Origin of the sequence: Clostridioides sp. ZZV15-6383 (assembly GCF_020657735.1) — a bacterium.
GTDB classification, from domain to species: domain Bacteria; phylum Bacillota; class Clostridia; order Peptostreptococcales; family Peptostreptococcaceae; genus Clostridioides; species Clostridioides difficile_D.
Window position 1 is genome coordinate 45,369 of the sequence record NZ_JAGWCV010000010.1, and the last position, 18,876, is coordinate 64,244.

Sequence of the window (18,876 nt, forward strand, 5' to 3'; positions counted from 1 at the left end):
TAATAACTATATAAATTTATCTATAAGTAAATATAAAATATATTATTCATAAAACTCTTATATTATTTTCATATAAAATCCTATAAAAATTACAATAAAATCTTTTTTCATACGATATATCTTGATAGGCGAAGTATGTCAAAGTTACAATAGATTATTAAGAAAAGTTACTAAATCAAAGTCTATTTTTCCTTCAGATGGTTCTCTGCACAAATCATTATACTTAACAACTATAGATATTTCTGAAAAATGTACTCAGAAAATTAGAAGTTGGACTCAAATTTTAGCTCATTTAAGTATTTATTTTTAAGAAAGAAATTTAACTATAAATTAAGAAAGAAATATTTCAAAAAATCAAGAAATTTTCTTAAATAGGTAATAATTTTTGTAAAAATAGAAAAATATTAAAATAAGGCTATGATTTTTACAACCATAGCCTTATCAATAAATACCTAATTATCACTTAAAAAATAAATTTTTATTTAAAGAACACACATGAATATTTCCATACTCATAGCCTTATCAATAAATACTTAATTATCACTTAAAAAATAAATTTTTATTCAAAGAATACACATAAATATTTCCAGATTCAGTGAACTTACGTAAGTTCACCTTTTATTTATACATCAATTATTTTCATAAACTTCTTTTATCTCATCTTCGCTTAAGTCAAAATCATTAAATTTGTTTAATATATCATCTAATTTAAAACCATTTTTTTTCAACATTATAATTATTTTATAATCTTTTTCTTTTGCAACTCTTGTTTCTGTTTCTCTTTCAATCTCTTCTTTAAAATTTCTACTTTTATTCATAATGTAAGCACCTCTTTTCAGATTTAATAAATATTCTTCATTGCTACCTAATTCTTTTAATCTATCAAGTGCTCTTTTAATAATAGAATCATTCTTAGCTACAACCCTTACATCCAAACTAGAAGGATTACTAATAAGTTTTCCCCACAGTATAATTCTATTTACTATATAATTAGATTTATGAATTTTTGGAAGCTCTATAAAATATAATGCAGTTTTACTAGAATAAATATCTGGATGTCCATCCATTGTTAATCTCATACAATTTACATAATCTTCTATGTGATTATATTTTACATGATTTAGTATATGTATTCCAAGAGTTTTTCCAATTTCTTTATATTCTTTACCTTCTTTTAACTTTCTACCATGTACACGACTAAGATAATATTCAGCTCTTTCCAAATAATCACTCTCAAGAGCTCTTTGCATCTCAATATTTATATGATTACTTTCTTCATCTTCAGCCAAAATATCAAGTCTAGGTCTTTTCTCTCCAATGTAATTAATTGTTGGGTCAGTTTCAACTCTAATTATTCTTTTTATTTTAGTAAACGGTTTGATATTCCTATTAGCATATGGAGCATCTTTGAGAATATCATTTATAAAATTTACAAGTAAATCGTAATCATTATCTAAAGTGAACAATGATTTAAATACCTCATCATACTCAGGCTTAGCATATCCATCTTCAGTCACAACTTCACCAACATTTTCACTAGTCAAAATCTCTGTTGGAATTAACTCCTTGATTTTATCTAACTCGTCATTAGAAAAATCACTTCTACTAAGTATGTCATTTAATTTTTTGGTCCATTCTCTATCCTTTTCTTCAATTATAGTTCTCTTATACTCTTTTGATGTTTTAATAATGTTAGATTTTTCTTCTAATTTTTCTATCATTTCAACACCTCTTTTGTATTCATCATTTCTTGACATTAAACTGATTCACTATTTATTAATAAATCTACCACACAAAAAACTAGAGGTACATTATCATAAAAATATGATTAACTGTACCTCTAATTATACTCATCTTTTTATAAATTTAATCACTATATAAACATATTGATTAAATTCATCTTATCTATTAATATCTTATATATTAGTTTTGAATAATACTTTCTCTTGATTCAATCTCTTTTGAAATACTAGCTATAAATTCATCTAATTTAATACTACCTATTTCACCTTTATCTCTTGATCTAACAGAAACACTATTATCAGCTACTTCTTTTTCACCTACTATTAACATGTATGGAACTTTTTCAAGCTGAGCTTCTCTTATCTTAAATCCAATTTTTTCAGCTCTATCATCTAGTTCAACTCTTATACCCTTATCAAATAACTCTTTCTTAACTTCATTTGCATAATCCATAAATTTATCAGATATAGGAAGTATCTTAACTTGAGTTGGAGATAACCAAACTGGGAATTTGCCAGCATAATGTTCTATTAATATACCTATAAATCTTTCTATACTACCAAAAGCAACTCTATGAATCATAACTGGTCTATGTTTTTCACCATCTTGTCCAATATAAGTGTTATCAAATTGTCTTGGAAGTTGCATATCTAATTGGATAGTACCACATTGCCAAGTTCTTCCTAAACAGTCTTTTAGGTGGAAGTCTATCTTAGGTCCATAGAATGCCCCATCACCTTCATTTATAGTATATGGTAGACCTAACTCTTCTAAAGCTTCTCTTAATCCATTTTCTGCTGCTTCCCACTCTTCTTCGCTTCCCATAGAATTCTCTGGTCTTGTAGATAACTCTAGGTTATATTCAAATCCAAAAGTTTTGTAGATACCATCTATTAGGTTAGCTACTCCTTTTATTTCGTCCTTAATTTGCTCTGGTAACATGAATATATGTGAATCGTCTTGAGTAAATGCTCTAACTCTCATTAATCCTTGTAACGCACCAGATAACTCATGTCTATGAACTCTACCAAGCTCTGCAACTCTCATTGGGAAATCTCTATATGAATGTAATTGAGAATTATAATAAATTAATCCACCAGGACAGTTCATAGGTTTTATAGCATAATCTTCATCATCTATTTTAACTGTATACATATTTTCTTTGTAATGATACCAGTGACCTGAAGTCTCCCATAATTTTCTATTTAATATAATTGGAGATTCTATCTCAATATATCCAGCTTTTCTGTGTATTTCTCTCCAGAATTTTAATAATTCATTTTTAAGTTCCATACCCTTTGGTAAGAACATAGGAAATCCTGGACCTTCTTCAGGTATCATAAATAATCCTAATTCTTTACCTAATTTTCTGTGGTCTCTCTTTTTGGCTTCTTCTAATAAATGTAAATGCTCTTCTAAGTCTTTGTTTTTCTCAAAAGAAGTTCCATAGATTCTTTGAAGCATCTTATTTTTTTCGTCGCCACGCCAGTATGCACCTGCTACACTTTGTAATTTAACAGCTTTAACTTTTTTAGTAGATGGTAAATGTGGTCCTCTACATAAATCAGTAAAATCACCTTGCTTATAGAAAGATATTATTTCACTTTCAGGTAAGTCAGATATAAGTTCTACCTTATAGTCTTCTCCTTGTTCTTTCATAAGCTCTAAAGCTTCATTTCTAGGAAGTTCAAATCTTTCTATTTTTAAATCTTCTTTAGCTATTTTTTTCATTTCAGCTTCTATTTTTTCTAAATCTTCTGGAACTAATCTATGGTCTAAATCTATATCATAGTAGAATCCATTTTCTATACTTGGTCCTATAGCAAGTTTTGCTTCTGGGTAAAGTCTTTTTATAGCTTGAGCTAATATATGTGCTGATGTATGTCTAAAAACTTCCTTACCTTCTTTATCTTCAAACTTAAATAAATTTAAGTCGCAATCAGTATCTATAATGTGGTCCAGACCTACAACCTCTCCGTTCACAGACGCTGCTACCACATTTCTAGCTAATCCCTCACTAATGGATTTAGCTACATCCATAACAGAAACAGCATTTTCAAATTCTTTTATTGAGCCATCTTTTAAAGCAACTTTAATCATTGTTTTTTCCTCCTTATTTAAATAATTTTTAGATTTTTTGTAATAAAAAATCGTCCCAAGTATATTTGGGACGATATTAATTCGTGGTTCCACCCAAGTTGGTGTATACAAGTGTATACGACCCTCTTGATGACTATAAGGTCGTCACCCGAGCACTTTCACATATAGTATATATAAATTATAAATACAAATACTGCTAATAAACTCAGCTCCAAGGTAGTTTTCAAATAGACCTGTTACATGGGCTCTCAGCCATAGACCCAAATTCTCTGAGAATGGTTTCTAATCTACTCTTCCTCTTCAACACTATGATTTTTAATATATTTTCATTATAACAGATAGTTATACATCAATCAACATTAATGTAATATAATAATTACCCATTATTTTTCACCCTAATCAGCTATAAACCAATATTCCTATATTTTTATATTAAATTAATCTTTTGATTGATAGTAATACTATAATATTTTCATCAATTTCAAATTTTTAAAACGTATCTACATGCATGATAGATATGACTAGACAAATGCTAAAACTAATTTTTATTAAAACTAACTTCTAATTTTTGTACACTTTTTAGGTTTTGTATACTTAAATACAATCAATAATTAATACAATATAATTAATACAATCAATAATTAATATAATTAATAATTAACATAGTCAATACTTAACATAGTTAATAATTAATACAGCTCATATTTAAATGCAGTCAATAAGTACCATATACTTAAATAAATGCTAATTGTCATATATTTAAATAAATATAGTAACCACTCCTTGAACTATACCTATTAAAAACCCTAATACAAGACCTAAAATCTCTATATGTTTTAATTCTTTTTTAGCTATTCTTATTATTATTTCTTCTAATTCGAATAAATCTAGTTCATTAATCTTATCTTCAACCATTTTTTGTATATCTATACGTTCATTTGCTTTATTTATTATATTTTTACTCAATTCATCTATACTTTGCTTAACTTCAGACTCAATTATCTCTCCTAGATAATCTTGTATCATGCTTTTTATACCACTCGGTATAAATGAAACTTTATCATGTATTATAATTTTTATCCTTGCTTTTATGTATCTTACAACTTCTTCCTTATCTTCGTCAGTAATGATATTTGCAAGTATTTCGTCCATAGAAAGAAATTCTTCTTGAATTATTTCTCCTACATTCGCTGCTATTTCTGCTCTTCTCTTTGGTATAAGACCTATTATCTCTATATTTAAAATAGGTATTTTAATAGGCTCTATTGGTCTAAATATTAGTCTTATAGCAACTACATTCGTAACATAACCTATAAATCCACCAATAACAGCTAATATCAGTATCCTAATTAAATTATCCATTATAAAATTACTCCTTATCAATTGTATATTTGTCAGCTAGATTACATTAATCAAGTAAATATTTTTTATAGTTAATAGCTCCAGCTATATTATAGCTTTATATACAATTATAAGTCTTTTGTGTCGATTTAAAAAGAATTTTTTTAGTTTTATATCTTTAGATTCTAGTTTTCCATAATTATACTAACTTTATTTTCAAAAATTGCCTCTACAGTATCTATAATTTCCTTTGAGCAATTATTATTTAATAAATCCAATATTTCTATTTTTTTAGGACATAGAGTTAATAAGGTACTTATCAAAAAGTCCTCATAGTTTAAATTTTCTCTTATTACCATATTTATGATTTCTTCATCATCTATGCTATCTATTTTATTTCCATTTTTATCGTATAAAATAAATGTGTTATCTTCCATTATATGAACTTTAAGCAAATCTATCTTTTCTTCTTGAGTATCTATAAAGTATTTTAAAACTCTTATAAACTCATCTTGGTCTTTCTTTATTAAATACTCCTCAACTGCAATATCACCTATAGCAGAAATATATTTCATAAATTCTCTCATTCTAAATCTAATAAAACCTTCTACATTTATAAAATCATTTTCTTCTATATAATTTCTCACCCTCGTAAATACTGTTTCTCTCATAAAAATCTCTTTTTTAGCAAATATGTTCAGTGAATATATGTATATATTATTTTTATCTTCAGGATATGTACGCCCATAGCATTTTAGAATGTATTCTTTTAAAAGTTTTTCTTTCATTATACTTATTATCATACTAGTTATTTCTGTTGATATTTCATCAATATTTAAAGCTCTTTGTTCAGCTTTAGTACCACTAAGTATTTTTTTATTTAATACTTCTTGCTTTGCAGAATCTATTACTACTTCTACAATGTCATTCGTATATATTAATCTATCGTTTACATTATTATTCCTCAAAAATTTCATAGAAGAAATATTATCCTTCTCAACCAAAGTTATCGCTCCTTTCTTGTCATGAGAGGAACTATAGAACCTATATCGAGTAAATTTTCACTGCTAAGTGTAACTATCTCCTTGTTTTTACTTTCTACAAAACTTTTTATACGTTCATAGTCAGGATGTTTTTTAACATCTCCACAAAAAGCTAGCTTATCCTTAGAAATTAACCCTGTACATCCACCTATAAATCCATAATTCATCTCAAATAAATTTATATGACCTTTTTCTATTAATAAACACTCTATTTCTGTATTCTTCATACTTTTCCAAATACCTTTATCTGATGTTATTATAGATGTTCTATCTACTATACAGATTGAGCATTTAGAATAGCCCTGCTCTATATTTATCTTTTTAAGTTTATTATTTTCAATATAATCTAATATTACTTTGTCAGTGTACTTAAAATTGTGTATAGCATAGTCACCAACTATAGCAATATTGTAAGGTATATCATAAGGGTATCTATTTAATAAATTAGCTTCTCCCTTAATTATATTAAATTTATATCTACTTAATAACTCTTTGTATTGATTATATACATTCGGCGCAATAATTATATCTCCTTTTCCTAAATTACAAATACATATATCTGGGTGATATTTTATACTTTCATATAATTCTTTACATTCTATTGTTTTTATTATCTCTATATTTCTTAATTTTAATTCATTTTCCATTAGATAACTAATTCTTTTGTCCACCAAAGCTAGACACAAATCGTCATCTAGTATAAATGGCTCTCTTGTAAATTCCATTTTTTACTCCTTTTTCTTTTTTTTGATAAATTTTTTATGTGAATATAAATAAAGTGTGCAGCAGAATTTTTCTGCTCACACACTTATTATTATACTTTTATATAGTTAATATTGACTTAATTAGTATAGTTTTGTATAGTTAGTCCAAATTTAATAAATACAACTTTTTATAGTTGGTCTAAACTTAATCAGTATATTTTGTATAGTTACTCTGAATTTAATTAATATACCTTTTATATAGTTAGTCTAAACTTAATCAATATATTTTGTATAATTAATTTGAATTTAATAAATATATCTTTTTATAGTTGGTCTAAACTTAATCAATATATTTTGTATAGTCAATCTGAACTTAGTCAAATACACTTTTATATCTTCTACATCAATAATTAATATGTATCTTTCACCTTGTTATACTCTTTTTTTATGTATTCTAAAACATCTGGTGGTATGTTTCTACTGCTTTTTGGAGTCAACCCAATTTCTCCATCTTTTATTTTAAATTCCATTACCTTCTTTCCTTTAAAACCATCCTTTATAACATTCTTTATCAATTCATAGACAGGTTGCTCTACATCTTTTACAATTGAACTCATTACATTATCTGGTGCCATATCATATTGGTCTTTATTAATAGCTATAACTTTGCCACCATTTTCTCTTGCTACTTGAATAGCTCTTTTACTATCATCTTCCGTTGCTGAAAATACAACATCTCTATCAGAATCTCTCATTTCCTTTGCAATAGTTCTAGCTGATTCAGGATTTTCAAATACATTTGAATACTTAACCAGTAACTCAGCTTTTTTATTTGAAGTCTTAAGACCTTTTCTAAATCCAGATTCATATTTATCTCTACTAGAACCCTCAATTCCTCCTATAAAACCTACTTTACCAGTATCAGTCATTTTACCTGCAATAAGTCCTGCCAAATATCCAGTAGCATTATCTTGAAATGATACCGAGATTACATTAGCTGGTTGAACTTTATAAGCATAATCAACTATTGCAAATTGCTGTTTTGGATATTTAGTAGCAGCTTCTTTGATTGGTTCTGCAAATCTAACTCCAACTGCTATTATCAAATCTGGTTCAGACTTATATAGCTTTTCTATACTTTCTTTAAATTTCTTAGAAGTCTTTGGCTTTTCAAGTTTTATTCTAATATCAAAATCTTCATCAGCTCTTTTTAAGGCTGATAGTACATCATTATTATATGATTCATTATTTAAGTTTTCAGTATCTAATAATACTCCAACAGTTTTTCTTACATATGAATCATAATCTTCTGACTCTTCTTCTTCATTTTTACTATTTGATTTATCTTTCTCTGATGAAGTTGGTAAACTTTTAGACTTGCTCTGTTTCGATTTAGCACTATTTATATTAGAATTATCTCTATTTACTTTATCAAACCCAAAATCAAAATTACATATAACTAATATAAAAATTGTAAATACTATAACAAAGCAAGCCATCAATATACTTTTTATTTTCACACAATCCACTCCCTGACTTGGATAGGTCTGACCTACCTCTATATATGACTTTCTCTATATGTCTATTATAACAGCCAATTTACCTCATGACTAAAGTTATGAGTATTCTTAGCCATCATAATAGATTATTTATTATTCTTATTAACATATTCTAACACATCTGGAGGAATATTTTGAGAGCTATTTTTGGCAAGTCCAGTACTTCCAGACTCAACTGTGTTTTCTATAACTTTTCCACCTTTATAATTTCCTTTTACAAAACTTTGTATCAAATTATAAGTAGGATTCTCAAAATCTTTTACAATAGAACCTATAACATTTTCTGGAGCTAACTCATGTTGGTCTTTATTTGTTGCTATAACTTTTTTATTTTTTGCCCTGACTGCATCTATTACAGCTTTTGAATCGTCTTCAGTAGTAGAAAAAATAATATCCACTCCATTATCCATCATCTTTTTAGCTATAGATTCTACTGATTTACTATCCTTAAAAACATCTACATACTCAACTGAAATATCCTTTATACTACTATTAGAAAATTTAACACCCTCTTTAAAACCTGCTTCAAATTTATCCCTACTAGAACCCTTTATTCCTCCTATAAAACCAACCTTATTGCTTTCAGTCATCTTTCCAGCTATTAGTCCAGCTAGGTATCCAGATTTATTGTCTTCATAAGAAATTGAAGTTATATTAGAAGGTTGCTTGTCATACTCATAATCTACAATTGCAAATTGTTGCTTTGGATATTTCTTTGCTATCTTCTCCAATGGTTTTGCAAATCTAGCTCCTACAGCTATAATTAAATCATAATTGTCATTACATAAGATATCTATACTATTATCAAAAGTGGATGAATCATCTGACTCCACTTTGTTTATATCTATATTAAATTTCTTTTGAGCATTGTTTAATGCTAATAAAGCTGAATTGTTCATATCTTCATTATTTGTTCCTTCAATATCTAGTATCATAGATACAGATTTTTTTGAATTATTTTCATTGTTTATATTATTTTTATTATTTTTGTTAGAACTAGGATTATTACTTGAATTATTGTCACATCCAACCAACATTCCAGCTGTCATTGCTACAGTTAATATCATTACCAATATTTTTTTGAAACGCATTAAATTTCACTCCTCATACATTTACGATATTTTTACATCCTATTTACTTTTACATCTTATTTACTTTTACATCTTATTTACTTTTACATCTTATTTACTTTTACATCTTATTTACTTTTACATCTTATTTACTTTTACATCTTATTTATAAATTTTTTATATACAATTTGCAAGCATATTTTGAAATTTTTTTAATAAATCTTACTATAAAAAAGTGTGCAATAGATTCTTATCTATTTACACACTTCCCTAAAAACTAAACCTAATATATCAACACTTAATTTTATCAAAAATAAATCCAATTTAGCATATCAATATTTAATATATTATATTAATTTAATAAAAAAATAAATAATTACTATTCAAAAATATATTATTTATTTTTTAGACATATGATACCAGTAACACCAGGACCAGCATGTGCACCTATACACACACCAATTTGGAAAAATCTAATTTCTTTAGGTCTTAATTCATCTTCCATAACCTTAGATAATTGTTCTTTTTCCTTAAAATCATCACTATATCCTATATACACAATTTGGTCTGATAAATCATCCCCACAATTTGATTTTATCAATTCCATCATCTTAGAAATTACATTCTTTTTTCCTCTTACTTGAGATATTTGCGAAACTAGTCCATCTTTTATTTCAAGAATCGGTTTTATATTTAATATACTTCCTATTGCTGCCTTAGTAGATGATATTCTTCCTCCCTTTTGTAAATATTCTAGTGTATCTACTGAAAATATAACAAAAGCTTTCTCTTTTAACTCATCTAAAACAGTCAATATTTCATCAATAGACTTTCCTTCACTTGCAAGTTCTCCTGCTTTTATAACAAGTAAACCAGTTCCCATACAAAGCAAGTTAGAATCGTATGTATATATTTTACCTTCTACATCATTTTTTGCCATTACAGCACTTTGATATGTCCCTGTAGCTGTGGCAGAACCTGCTATATAAAGTATTTCTCTACCTTCATTTATATATTTCTCAAAAATTTCCTTAAATTGGGCATAAGTAGCTTGAGAAGTTTTTGGATATACATTTTCTTCTCTAAGCCTTTTATAAAATTCATCTCCAGATATATCAATTCTATCCTTGTAGTCTTTTCCCTCCAATATAACTGTTAATGAAACAATATCTATATCATATTTATCTAGCAAATCTTTTGGCACGTCCGATAAACTGTCACAGATTATCTTTAGATTTTTCATTAAGTATGCTCCTTTCTCATTTAGGCTTGTTAAACTACCTCATATTAGGGTATCCTATTTGTCTTAAAGCCTCGTATACTACAATAGCAACTGAATTTGATAAATTTAATGACCTAGCTTTTTCAACATCCAACATAGGTACTCTAATACAAGTATCCATATTTGCTTTCAACAAAGGCTCTGGCAATCCCTTTGTTTCTTTACCAAATACTATAAAACAATTTTCTTCATATTTCACATCCGAATGTGACTGTTTAGCCTTTGTTGTAGAAAAAAAGTATTTACTGTCTGGATACTTTTCTTGTAATTCTTCAAAGCTATCGTAATATTGTATATCAGCTATATCCCAATAGTCAAGCCCACATCTTTTTAGATGTTTGTCATCCAATGAAAAACCTAGTGGCTTTACTAAATGTAAAGTTGAACCTGTTGCTGCACATGTTCTTATTATATTTCCTGTATTTTGAGGTATTTCTGGTTCTACTAATACTATATTCAATGACATTTTAATCCTCCCTAAGTATCGCTCTTATTTATTAAATTTTATTTTATAAACAGAATAACAATAATATTATACTATTTATATAATATTAATAATAATTTTTATTTCATTATATATAATAATTTTTATCTAAATATATAATAGTTTTTTATCTAACATTTTCACAAGTATTATTATATCAGAAAATTCCTCTTACACAAATTACTTTCTAAAAGTTATTTCGTTTCATTAAGTTCTTTATAATAATTACAATCTTCTTTTATTGGGCAGTTTTTACATTCTGGATTCCTAGCTTTACACATTCTTCTTCCATGAAAAATTAATACATGATGTGAATGTGACCATCTTTCTTTTGGTATAGCTTCCATAAGTGCAAATTCTGTTTTTTGAGGATTTGGCTCATCCACTATTCCAATTCTATTACTAACTCTAAATACATGAGTATCTACTGCTATTGCTGGATGATTAAAGGCATTACTAAGTACAACTCCCGCCGTCTTTCTTCCAACACCAGGTAGTTTTATAAGCTTTTCTAAGCTATCAGGTACTTCACCATCATATAATTCACATAGCTGTTCAGATGTATCCTTTATTTTTTGAGATTTACTTTTGTAAAGACCACAACTCTTTATCTCCTTACTAATTTCCTCAATACTCAAATCAGCAAAATCTCTTGCTGTATTATACTTTTTAAACAATTCTGAAGTAACTTTATTTACTCTTACATCAGTACATTGTGCTGATAAAATAGTTGCTATTAAAAGCTCAAAGGCTGTCCCATAATTTAACTCACATTTAGCATCTGGGTACAATTTTTCTAACTCATCTAAAATCTTATTTACATCTTTTTCATTTATCTCTTTTAGATTTACATTTTTCATAAGTATCCCCCTTTAAAATACGAATTTATAAAACGCTATTTATACATAGTTTAATTATATCAACAAAAAATAAACATCAATATATAAAACATACAAAATAAAAATTTAATATATATATATTTCACAAAAAAAGCAAAAACCTATTAAAGTTCTTGCTTTTTATTATACATAAATACCCAGTAAATTCTATAATAAACTTATTCTTTTGACAAAGTTTGTATTTTACTGAATGATATTAATTTTTCTTTTACTAATTTCTTTATTTCTTCAAATTTAACATCTGTCAATATCTCTATAGCTTCTTCCACTCTTTCAACTGTATATATCTTAAATTTTCCATCTCGCACTGCATCATTAACTTCATCTGATAAAACGAGATTTCTTTGATTTTTCTTAGGAATTATGACACCTTGCTCACCATTTAACCCTTTAGTTTTACATATAGAATAAAAGCCTTCTATCTTTTCACTTATACCACCAACTACTTGTATATCGCCCTTTTGATTTATAGAACCTGTAACAGCAATATTTTGTTTAATTGGTACTCCACCAAGAGAGGATAATAATACATATAATTCTGCAGAAGACGCACTATCTCCATCTATCCCACCATAATTTTGTTCAAAACAAACATATGCATTTAATGACAATAGTAAATCCTGTGCAAAGTTCTCTGAAAGATAGCCCCCTAATATAAGCACTCCTTTGTTATGTATAGAGCCACTCATATTTACTTCTCTTTCTATATTCACTATGCCTTTACTTCCTGGGCTAGTGGTTGCTGTAATCCTTGAAACTCTACCAAAAGAGTATTCTCCTGTACTTAAGACTGACAGACCATTTATTACTCCAACCTTTCTTCCCTCTGTTTCTATTAAAGTAAAGCCATTTTTAATTGATTCATCCATATGTGTTTCCACTCTATTAATTCTTTTTCTCTTTTCATTTATTGCTTTTTTAACATCGCACTGCTCTGTATACTCTGAATCCCTAAACTCTGCATAAGCACTTCCTTCTATTACAACTTCCATTATTTTATTAAACTTAGTTGATAGTTTTTCTAAATCACCTGATAATCTAGTACTGAATTTAACAACCTCTTCAACTGCTGATTTAGTAAAATGTCTTAAATTATTCTTATTACATTGAGATGCTATAAATCTGGCTATTCCCTCTTCATTGTTTTCATTCTTATCCATTTCGCTATCAAAATCTACAAATACTTTAAAATATTTTTCAAAATCTTCATCGTATCTATACAAAATATCATATATATAATGGCTTCCAATCAATACTAATTTAACATCTAGTGGCATATTTTCTGGTTTAATTGCTGTCTGTGTTTCAAGTATTACTTTTTTTGTCTGCAAAGTCTTTTTAAGAATTTCCCAAGACATTGTATATTTTAGTAGTTGGTCTGCGTAAATTACTAAATAACCACCATTAGCCCTATGAAATGCTCCTGATAATAACTTCGTGAAATCAGTCTTTATATTTCCATTTGCATAATCATATTCTGCTTTTCCAAATAGATTTGCTGGACTTGGATTTATCTCTACTACAACAGGTGCTGATTCTTTATTTTTTGAACTTCCATTGTCTACAAATAGGTTAATTTTGTATTTAATAAAATGTTCTTTATCATACTTATCTTTTAATTCATCTTCATCTAAATAAAATAAGTACATATATTCTATTATGTCTTTCTTTATATTTTCCAGATAAACTTGAATTTTATCATAATTTTCATATTTTTCACGCAGTGTCTTAATATGAGGTTCTACTACAAGCTTAGCTATCTCTTCTTCAAGCTCTAACACTGCTTTTTCAGCTATTTCTTCTAAGTTTCTAATTTTATATACGACCTGTATTGCCATATTTTCTAGTTCTCTTTTAGCTTTGTAAAACTCTTCATCAGATGCGTCGCTTTCTTCTTCATCTTCTTTCAAAGGAATAAAAACTATTCCCATTTTGCTTTGTTTTAATTTAAATCCTTTTTCTTCTCCATATTTCTTGATTTGTTTTAAAAGCATATCTTTTTCTATCTCATATTCGTCCAAAAGTTTATTTTTTTCTATTTCAAAACTTTCACTTTCAAACGCATTTTTAAAATCTTCTAAAAGGCTTTCAATTAATTTCTCCATATCTTTCTTAAGTTCTTTTCCAAACCCCTTTTCTAACTCAACTATAATAGGTTCTCTAGGGTTTTCAAAATTATATATATAGCACCAGTCTTTATGCGTATTTTTTTGGGATGCATATTCATTCAAAACCTTTAAAGCATAGGTACTTTTGCCAGTTCCAGATTCACCAGATATATATATGTTGTATGCTGGATTATTTATTTTTAAACCTAACTCCATAGCTTCTACAGCTCTTTCTTGACCCAGTATACAATCTAGTGGATTTATTTCAGATGTATTATTATATTTCAATATTCCCCCACCTCCCCATATTTAACTTTAATGATATAATATGACTTTTACACAACAAGTGTTAAAGTAAATACACATTAAAGTATATGAAACAGACTCTTATTATTAGTCATCATACTTATCTAAAATTATTTCCATATTTCTCTTTATTATATTTTTCCCCCTCCAACTAAAAGCTCTATCCCCATATATTCTTTTAAATTCTTTATTTGAAATATTTTGTACCTCATCATAATCCAAATAATCTATTATATTTTCTTTAAATTCCAAAATGTGAGTTGTTGGTATTTCAACATTATGCGGACACACTTCTTGACAAATATCGCACCCAAATATCTTTTTGCTATTCTTTAAAACATCTTTTTCTTCCTTTGACAAATCTCCTTTTTTTTGAGTTATATATGATAAACATTTCTTAGGATTCATATCATAATTTCCCAATATAGCATTTCCCGGACAATATTTTACACACTTACCACATTTAAAACAACTTTTTTCTAGTGGTTTATCTTCTTCAAACTTATAATTATTTACTATATACCCTATAAATACATAAGAACCATATTCATCAGTTATGATATTGTTATTTATTCCAAAATATCCTATTCCTGATAAATAAGCTAAATACCTGTCAACTAATGGTCCATTATCAGCAAATATCTTATATTCAAAATCTATTACTTTTTCAGAAATATAATCACAAATTTGTTGTAAAAAGTCCTTTACTACAATATGATAATCCTTACCGTGACAATATCTTGATAAATTTGAATTTTCATTCTTTTCTTGTCTATTTATATGATATGGAAATGCACACACTATTATAGAATTAGCATCTTCCATTATATTTCTTGGGTTAATTCTGTTTTCAATGATTACCTCTTCCATACCAGTCAAATAATCTTTTTGATGTCTATCTTCAAGTATCTTTTTCAGATTATCATACTTATCTACACCAGCTATCCCTACACATTTTAATCCTATCAAATTACAAAATTCTTTTAATTCCTTATTATTCATAAAATTATTCCTTTTTAATCTATTTAATCTTTCTAAGCTTTTTAACTTATTTAATCTAGGCTCTAAAACTTCAAATATTATTAATTATATTTTGACATTCTCCCTATAAATAAAATAAGAAGATTTTTTATTATATTTAATACTCCATTAACATTATTGTTTATTAAGAAAACTAAACAAAAATAATTCAAGCAAATTTATCCAATTCCATTTACATCAATGTTTATTATTAAGTCTTTACTCGACTTATACAGTCCTATTTTTATTCTCTCCACTAAGTTTACATTCATTAGTGTTATGAAGGTCTAATGTAGGTATATATAGCATTATAGCAGATTTTAAAATTCGTAGATAAAACACTTGTCTTATATTACCATACCTAAAGTAGAAAAGTTTACAAAGTAACTTTGTAAAAACACTTTAAACAAGAATTTGATTTTAAATCATATACAGATTATAATAAATAATGTATAAGGATGGTGAACAATTTGATTAAAATAACAATTCCAGGTAGACCTATTAGTAAATCTAATTTTAAGCTTCATAATATAAATGGTCAAGCATGGATGCCTTCAAAGGGAAAATATTCTAAGTATCTTGCATACGAAAACATGATTGCAGGTTTTATAAACCAACAGTATCAAGGAGAAACTGTCGAAGAAAATCTAATAACAGTCTTAAAATTATTCTTCCCAAACAAGAGAATGGGGGATTTACATAATTATCCAAAGAGTATTTGTGATGGTATTGAAAAAAGTGGAATAATAAAAAATGATAAACAGCTTAAACCAGTACTTTTATTTGATTTTATAGATAAGGATAACCCTAGGGTTGAAATTGAACTTTATCCAGTATCTAAATATGATATATCCTATAATATCTTTGAAAAATAAAGATTTCATGTGTTATTTGACATTATATTGATGCTCTAGTATCTGAAACTATGCTAATACAACAATAATAATTGTGTTATATCTATCCTCACACAAATATTAAACAAATATTAAATTTATATAATACCTGTAACTATGTAAATTTAATATTTGTATATAAGACTATATCCAATAAAAAGAAATCGGAGTAAATTTACTACACCGATTTCAATAAATAAAATCTATCCTAGCTTTTCGACAACAGTCTTTAGCATTTCTCTTATAGGAAGTTCATATGGACATCGGCTCTCACAAAGCCCACAGTCAATACACTCAGTAGGTTTAACATCCATAACCTCATACTTTTCTTTAGCCCACTCTTTTAATCCATATCTAGTATAATAACCTTCACATAAAAAGCTCAATGGTATATTTATTCCTACAGCACAAGGCATACAATATTCACATCTTCTACAGAATTTTTTACCTAAAGAATTTCTTATTTCTTCAATTTCCTTATTATCTTTTTCATCTAGTACAAGATTTTCAAGTACAGAGACATTTTGTCTAACCTGTTCAACACTCTCCATACCTGGTATAACTACATCTATATAATCTTTAGATAGTATATACTTAATAGCCAATTTAGCATTATCTAAAGCTCCTCCAGCTAGAGGTTTCATTACTATTATCCCAATGCCTTTTTCATGAGCTTTTTTAAATACTTCATCTGCTTGCTCTTCAACTATATTATAAGGAAATTGTATAGTGTCAAATTTTCCATCTTCTATAGCTTTTTCTATAGTCTTTAGATTGTGACTAGTTATACCAATGTGCTTTATCTTACCTTGCTCTTTTGCCTCTAAAAGGGCACTATAAGCCATTTTATCCTTAAAAAGATTATCATATTCCTCTTCTTTAACATTATGGAATTGATATAAATCTATAAAATCAGTTTTAAAATTGTTTAGACTTATCTCAACATCTCTCTTCATTGAATCATAATCTCTAGACATACTTTTAGTAGCTAAGAAAAATTTATCTCTTTTTCCTTCAATAGCAATTCCAATTGCTTCCTCACTTATTGTGTACCCTCTTGCACTGTCAATAAAGTTTATTCCTTGTTTTTCTAACTCATTTATAACTAAGTTAGTATCATCTTGAGTAATCCTTTGTATAGGAATTCCCCCAAAACCAACTCTCTTTATTTTCATATTTGTATTGCCTAAATTTCTCATATCTTTCCCCACCTAACTTTTAATTAATTTTTATATAATATAAATATGTTACCTTTAATTATACAACAAATTATGAGAATCTTTGCAATATATTTACATACTATTCATAATATAATCATACTTTATATCCAGTTCATTTGTATACAATTTATATTGTTCCTATCCATTTAATTTAAATTGGTATATTTCATTATTGTATTTCCACCCTAATTACGTTGAGGGTGGAGTATTTCACTTATCTTTAATAAAGTTTTATTTACTAGATAGTATTTCTTTTATCATCTTAATCTCTCTCTTGTGACCTTCATCATCAAAAGGAGTTTCTAAGAAAAATGGTAAGTGTTTTAGACTAGGATGTTCCATAAAATCAATCAATGCTTTTAATCCTATTTTCCCTTCCCCTATAGGAGCATGTCTGTCTTTTTTATCTCCAAATGGCATCATACTATCATTTAGATGAACAGTTTTCAATCTGTCTATACCTATGACCTTATCAAATTCCTCTAAGACTCCATCCAAATCATTCACTATATCATAACCAGCTGAAAAAATGTGACATGTATCAAGACACACACCTATTTTTTCTTTGTGTTCAATTTTATCTATTATACTTTTTAATTGCTCAAACTTAAAGCCTATTTCAGTACCTTTTCCTGACATAGTTTCAAGAAGTATGGTTATATTTTCATCACCCTTAATTGCATTATTCAATCCTTTTACTATCCTATCTATACCAAAATCTACTCCACCACCTACATGACTGCCTGGATGAAAGCACATGTATTCAATTCCTAATGAGTCCATCCTTCTTATATCCTCATCTATCACTCTTGTTGCAAATTCGTATACATCATCCTTTGTGCCACCTAAATTCATAGTATATGGAGCATGTGCAAGTAGTGGTGCAAAATTATTTGTCTTTCTAATCTCTTGAAATTTAGCTATATCTTTTTCATCAAATTCTTTAGCATTTCCTCCTCTTGGGTTTCTACTAAAAAATTGAAATGTATTTGCATCAATATATACAGCTGTCTCAGCTGCCTTGGCAAATCCCTTTGCTATTGAAAGATGTGTTCCTAATTTAATCATATTTATCTCCTTTATTTGTACTCCAACTTGTACTCA

At 27.4% G+C, this 18,876-nt stretch carries 15 protein-coding genes and 1 pseudogene; 2 read left to right on the top strand and 14 right to left on the bottom strand.

Annotated features, from left to right (window positions below; genetic code table 11):
- Nucleotides 1–151: 151 nt before the first annotated feature.
- Nucleotides 152–310, top strand: a pseudogene (locus KGF42_RS20195) (IS256 family transposase); the annotation flags it as partial.
- 319 nt (nucleotides 311–629) lie between these two features.
- On the opposite strand, the gene KGF42_RS05915 reads toward KGF42_RS20195, so the two are convergent.
- The 12 genes from KGF42_RS05915 to queG all read right to left on the bottom strand — a co-directional run bounded on the left by KGF42_RS05915 (nucleotide 630) and on the right by queG (nucleotide 15,641).
- Nucleotides 630–1,721: an Rpn family recombination-promoting nuclease/putative transposase gene (locus tag KGF42_RS05915; protein ID WP_227825964.1), complete on the bottom strand. Its 1,092-nt coding sequence runs from the start codon at nucleotides 1,719–1,721 to the stop codon at nucleotides 630–632.
- 202 nt (nucleotides 1,722–1,923) lie between these two features.
- Nucleotides 1,924–3,843 (bottom strand): threonine--tRNA ligase, encoded by a 1,920-nt coding sequence (thrS, locus tag KGF42_RS05920; RefSeq protein WP_227820858.1) that lies wholly within the window; start codon nucleotides 3,841–3,843, stop codon nucleotides 1,924–1,926.
- Between the two features lie 759 nt (nucleotides 3,844–4,602).
- Nucleotides 4,603–5,205: a DUF445 family protein gene (locus tag KGF42_RS05925; RefSeq protein WP_227820857.1), complete on the bottom strand. Its 603-nt coding sequence runs from the start codon at nucleotides 5,203–5,205 to the stop codon at nucleotides 4,603–4,605.
- Nucleotides 5,206–5,369: 164 nt separating this feature from the next.
- Nucleotides 5,370–6,188, bottom strand: a complete 819-nt coding sequence (locus KGF42_RS05930) for a putative sporulation protein YtxC (protein ID WP_054272517.1) — start codon at nucleotides 6,186–6,188, stop codon at nucleotides 5,370–5,372.
- 2 nt (nucleotides 6,189–6,190) lie between these two features.
- On the bottom strand, nucleotides 6,191–6,952 hold the full coding sequence (locus KGF42_RS05935; RefSeq protein ID WP_054272516.1) for a DUF6873 family GME fold protein: 762 nt from the start codon (nucleotides 6,950–6,952) through the stop codon (nucleotides 6,191–6,193).
- Nucleotides 6,953–7,341: 389 nt separating this feature from the next.
- Nucleotides 7,342–8,451, bottom strand: a complete 1,110-nt coding sequence (locus tag KGF42_RS05940) for a BMP family ABC transporter substrate-binding protein (RefSeq protein ID WP_227820855.1) — start codon at nucleotides 8,449–8,451, stop codon at nucleotides 7,342–7,344.
- Nucleotides 8,452–8,576: 125 nt separating this feature from the next.
- Complete coding sequence (locus KGF42_RS05945) at nucleotides 8,577–9,581, bottom strand: BMP family ABC transporter substrate-binding protein (RefSeq protein ID WP_227820854.1); 1,005 nt, start codon at nucleotides 9,579–9,581, stop codon at nucleotides 8,577–8,579.
- 373 nt (nucleotides 9,582–9,954) lie between these two features.
- Complete coding sequence (locus KGF42_RS05950) at nucleotides 9,955–10,803, bottom strand: DegV family protein (protein ID WP_227820853.1); 849 nt, start codon at nucleotides 10,801–10,803, stop codon at nucleotides 9,955–9,957.
- Nucleotides 10,804–10,837: 34 nt separating this feature from the next.
- Nucleotides 10,838–11,308 (bottom strand): tRNA (uridine(34)/cytosine(34)/5-carboxymethylaminomethyluridine(34)-2'-O)-methyltransferase TrmL, encoded by a 471-nt coding sequence (gene trmL, locus KGF42_RS05955; RefSeq protein WP_107594122.1) that lies wholly within the window; start codon nucleotides 11,306–11,308, stop codon nucleotides 10,838–10,840.
- A gap of 212 nt (nucleotides 11,309–11,520) precedes the next feature.
- Nucleotides 11,521–12,186, bottom strand: coding sequence for an endonuclease III (gene nth / locus KGF42_RS05960; protein WP_227820852.1), 666 nt, complete (start codon nucleotides 12,184–12,186; stop codon nucleotides 11,521–11,523).
- A gap of 197 nt (nucleotides 12,187–12,383) precedes the next feature.
- Entirely contained in the window at nucleotides 12,384–14,621 is a 2,238-nt protein-coding gene (locus tag KGF42_RS05965; protein ID WP_227825965.1) for an ATP-binding protein, read from the bottom strand.
- A gap of 105 nt (nucleotides 14,622–14,726) precedes the next feature.
- The gene (gene queG / locus KGF42_RS05970) at nucleotides 14,727–15,641 is read right to left on the bottom strand and encodes a tRNA epoxyqueuosine(34) reductase QueG (RefSeq protein ID WP_227820850.1); all 915 of its coding nucleotides are present in this window, start codon (nucleotides 15,639–15,641) and stop codon (nucleotides 14,727–14,729) included.
- Between the two features lie 488 nt (nucleotides 15,642–16,129).
- Between queG and KGF42_RS05975 the strand changes: the two genes are divergently transcribed.
- Nucleotides 16,130–16,534: a RusA family crossover junction endodeoxyribonuclease gene (locus KGF42_RS05975; protein ID WP_009895581.1), complete on the top strand. Its 405-nt coding sequence runs from the start codon at nucleotides 16,130–16,132 to the stop codon at nucleotides 16,532–16,534.
- A 221-nt stretch (nucleotides 16,535–16,755) separates the two neighbouring features.
- Here KGF42_RS05975 and KGF42_RS05980 read toward each other — a convergent pair whose 3' ends face one another.
- Together KGF42_RS05980 and KGF42_RS05985 are read right to left on the bottom strand one after the other, a co-directional pair.
- Complete coding sequence (locus KGF42_RS05980; protein WP_054272509.1) at nucleotides 16,756–17,751, bottom strand: aldo/keto reductase; 996 nt, start codon at nucleotides 17,749–17,751, stop codon at nucleotides 16,756–16,758.
- 252 nt (nucleotides 17,752–18,003) lie between these two features.
- Nucleotides 18,004–18,840, bottom strand: coding sequence for a deoxyribonuclease IV (locus tag KGF42_RS05985; RefSeq protein ID WP_227820849.1), 837 nt, complete (start codon nucleotides 18,838–18,840; stop codon nucleotides 18,004–18,006).
- Nucleotides 18,841–18,876: the final 36 nt, after the last annotated feature.

What these genes read in the sequence shown, in the direction of transcription:
- KGF42_RS05915 (WP_227825964.1), bottom strand. Translation starts at nt 1,721, where the DNA reads ATGATAGAAAAATTAGAAGAAAAATCTAACATTATTAAAACATCAAAA.
- thrS (WP_227820858.1), bottom strand. Translation starts at nt 3,843, where the DNA reads ATGATTAAAGTTGCTTTAAAAGATGGCTCAATAAAAGAATTTGAAAAT.
- KGF42_RS05925 (WP_227820857.1), bottom strand. Translation starts at nt 5,205, where the DNA reads ATGGATAATTTAATTAGGATACTGATATTAGCTGTTATTGGTGGATTT.
- KGF42_RS05935 (WP_054272516.1), bottom strand. Translation starts at nt 6,952, where the DNA reads ATGGAATTTACAAGAGAGCCATTTATACTAGATGACGATTTGTGTCTA.
- KGF42_RS05945 (WP_227820854.1), bottom strand. Translation starts at nt 9,581, where the DNA reads ATGCGTTTCAAAAAAATATTGGTAATGATATTAACTGTAGCAATGACA.
- KGF42_RS05950 (WP_227820853.1), bottom strand. Translation starts at nt 10,803, where the DNA reads ATGAAAAATCTAAAGATAATCTGTGACAGTTTATCGGACGTGCCAAAA.
- trmL (WP_107594122.1), bottom strand. Translation starts at nt 11,308, where the DNA reads ATGTCATTGAATATAGTATTAGTAGAACCAGAAATACCTCAAAATACA.
- nth (WP_227820852.1), bottom strand. Translation starts at nt 12,186, where the DNA reads ATGAAAAATGTAAATCTAAAAGAGATAAATGAAAAAGATGTAAATAAG.
- queG (WP_227820850.1), bottom strand. Translation starts at nt 15,641, where the DNA reads ATGAATAATAAGGAATTAAAAGAATTTTGTAATTTGATAGGATTAAAA.
- KGF42_RS05980 (WP_054272509.1), bottom strand. Translation starts at nt 17,751, where the DNA reads ATGAGAAATTTAGGCAATACAAATATGAAAATAAAGAGAGTTGGTTTT.
- KGF42_RS05985 (WP_227820849.1), bottom strand. Translation starts at nt 18,840, where the DNA reads ATGATTAAATTAGGAACACATCTTTCAATAGCAAAGGGATTTGCCAAG.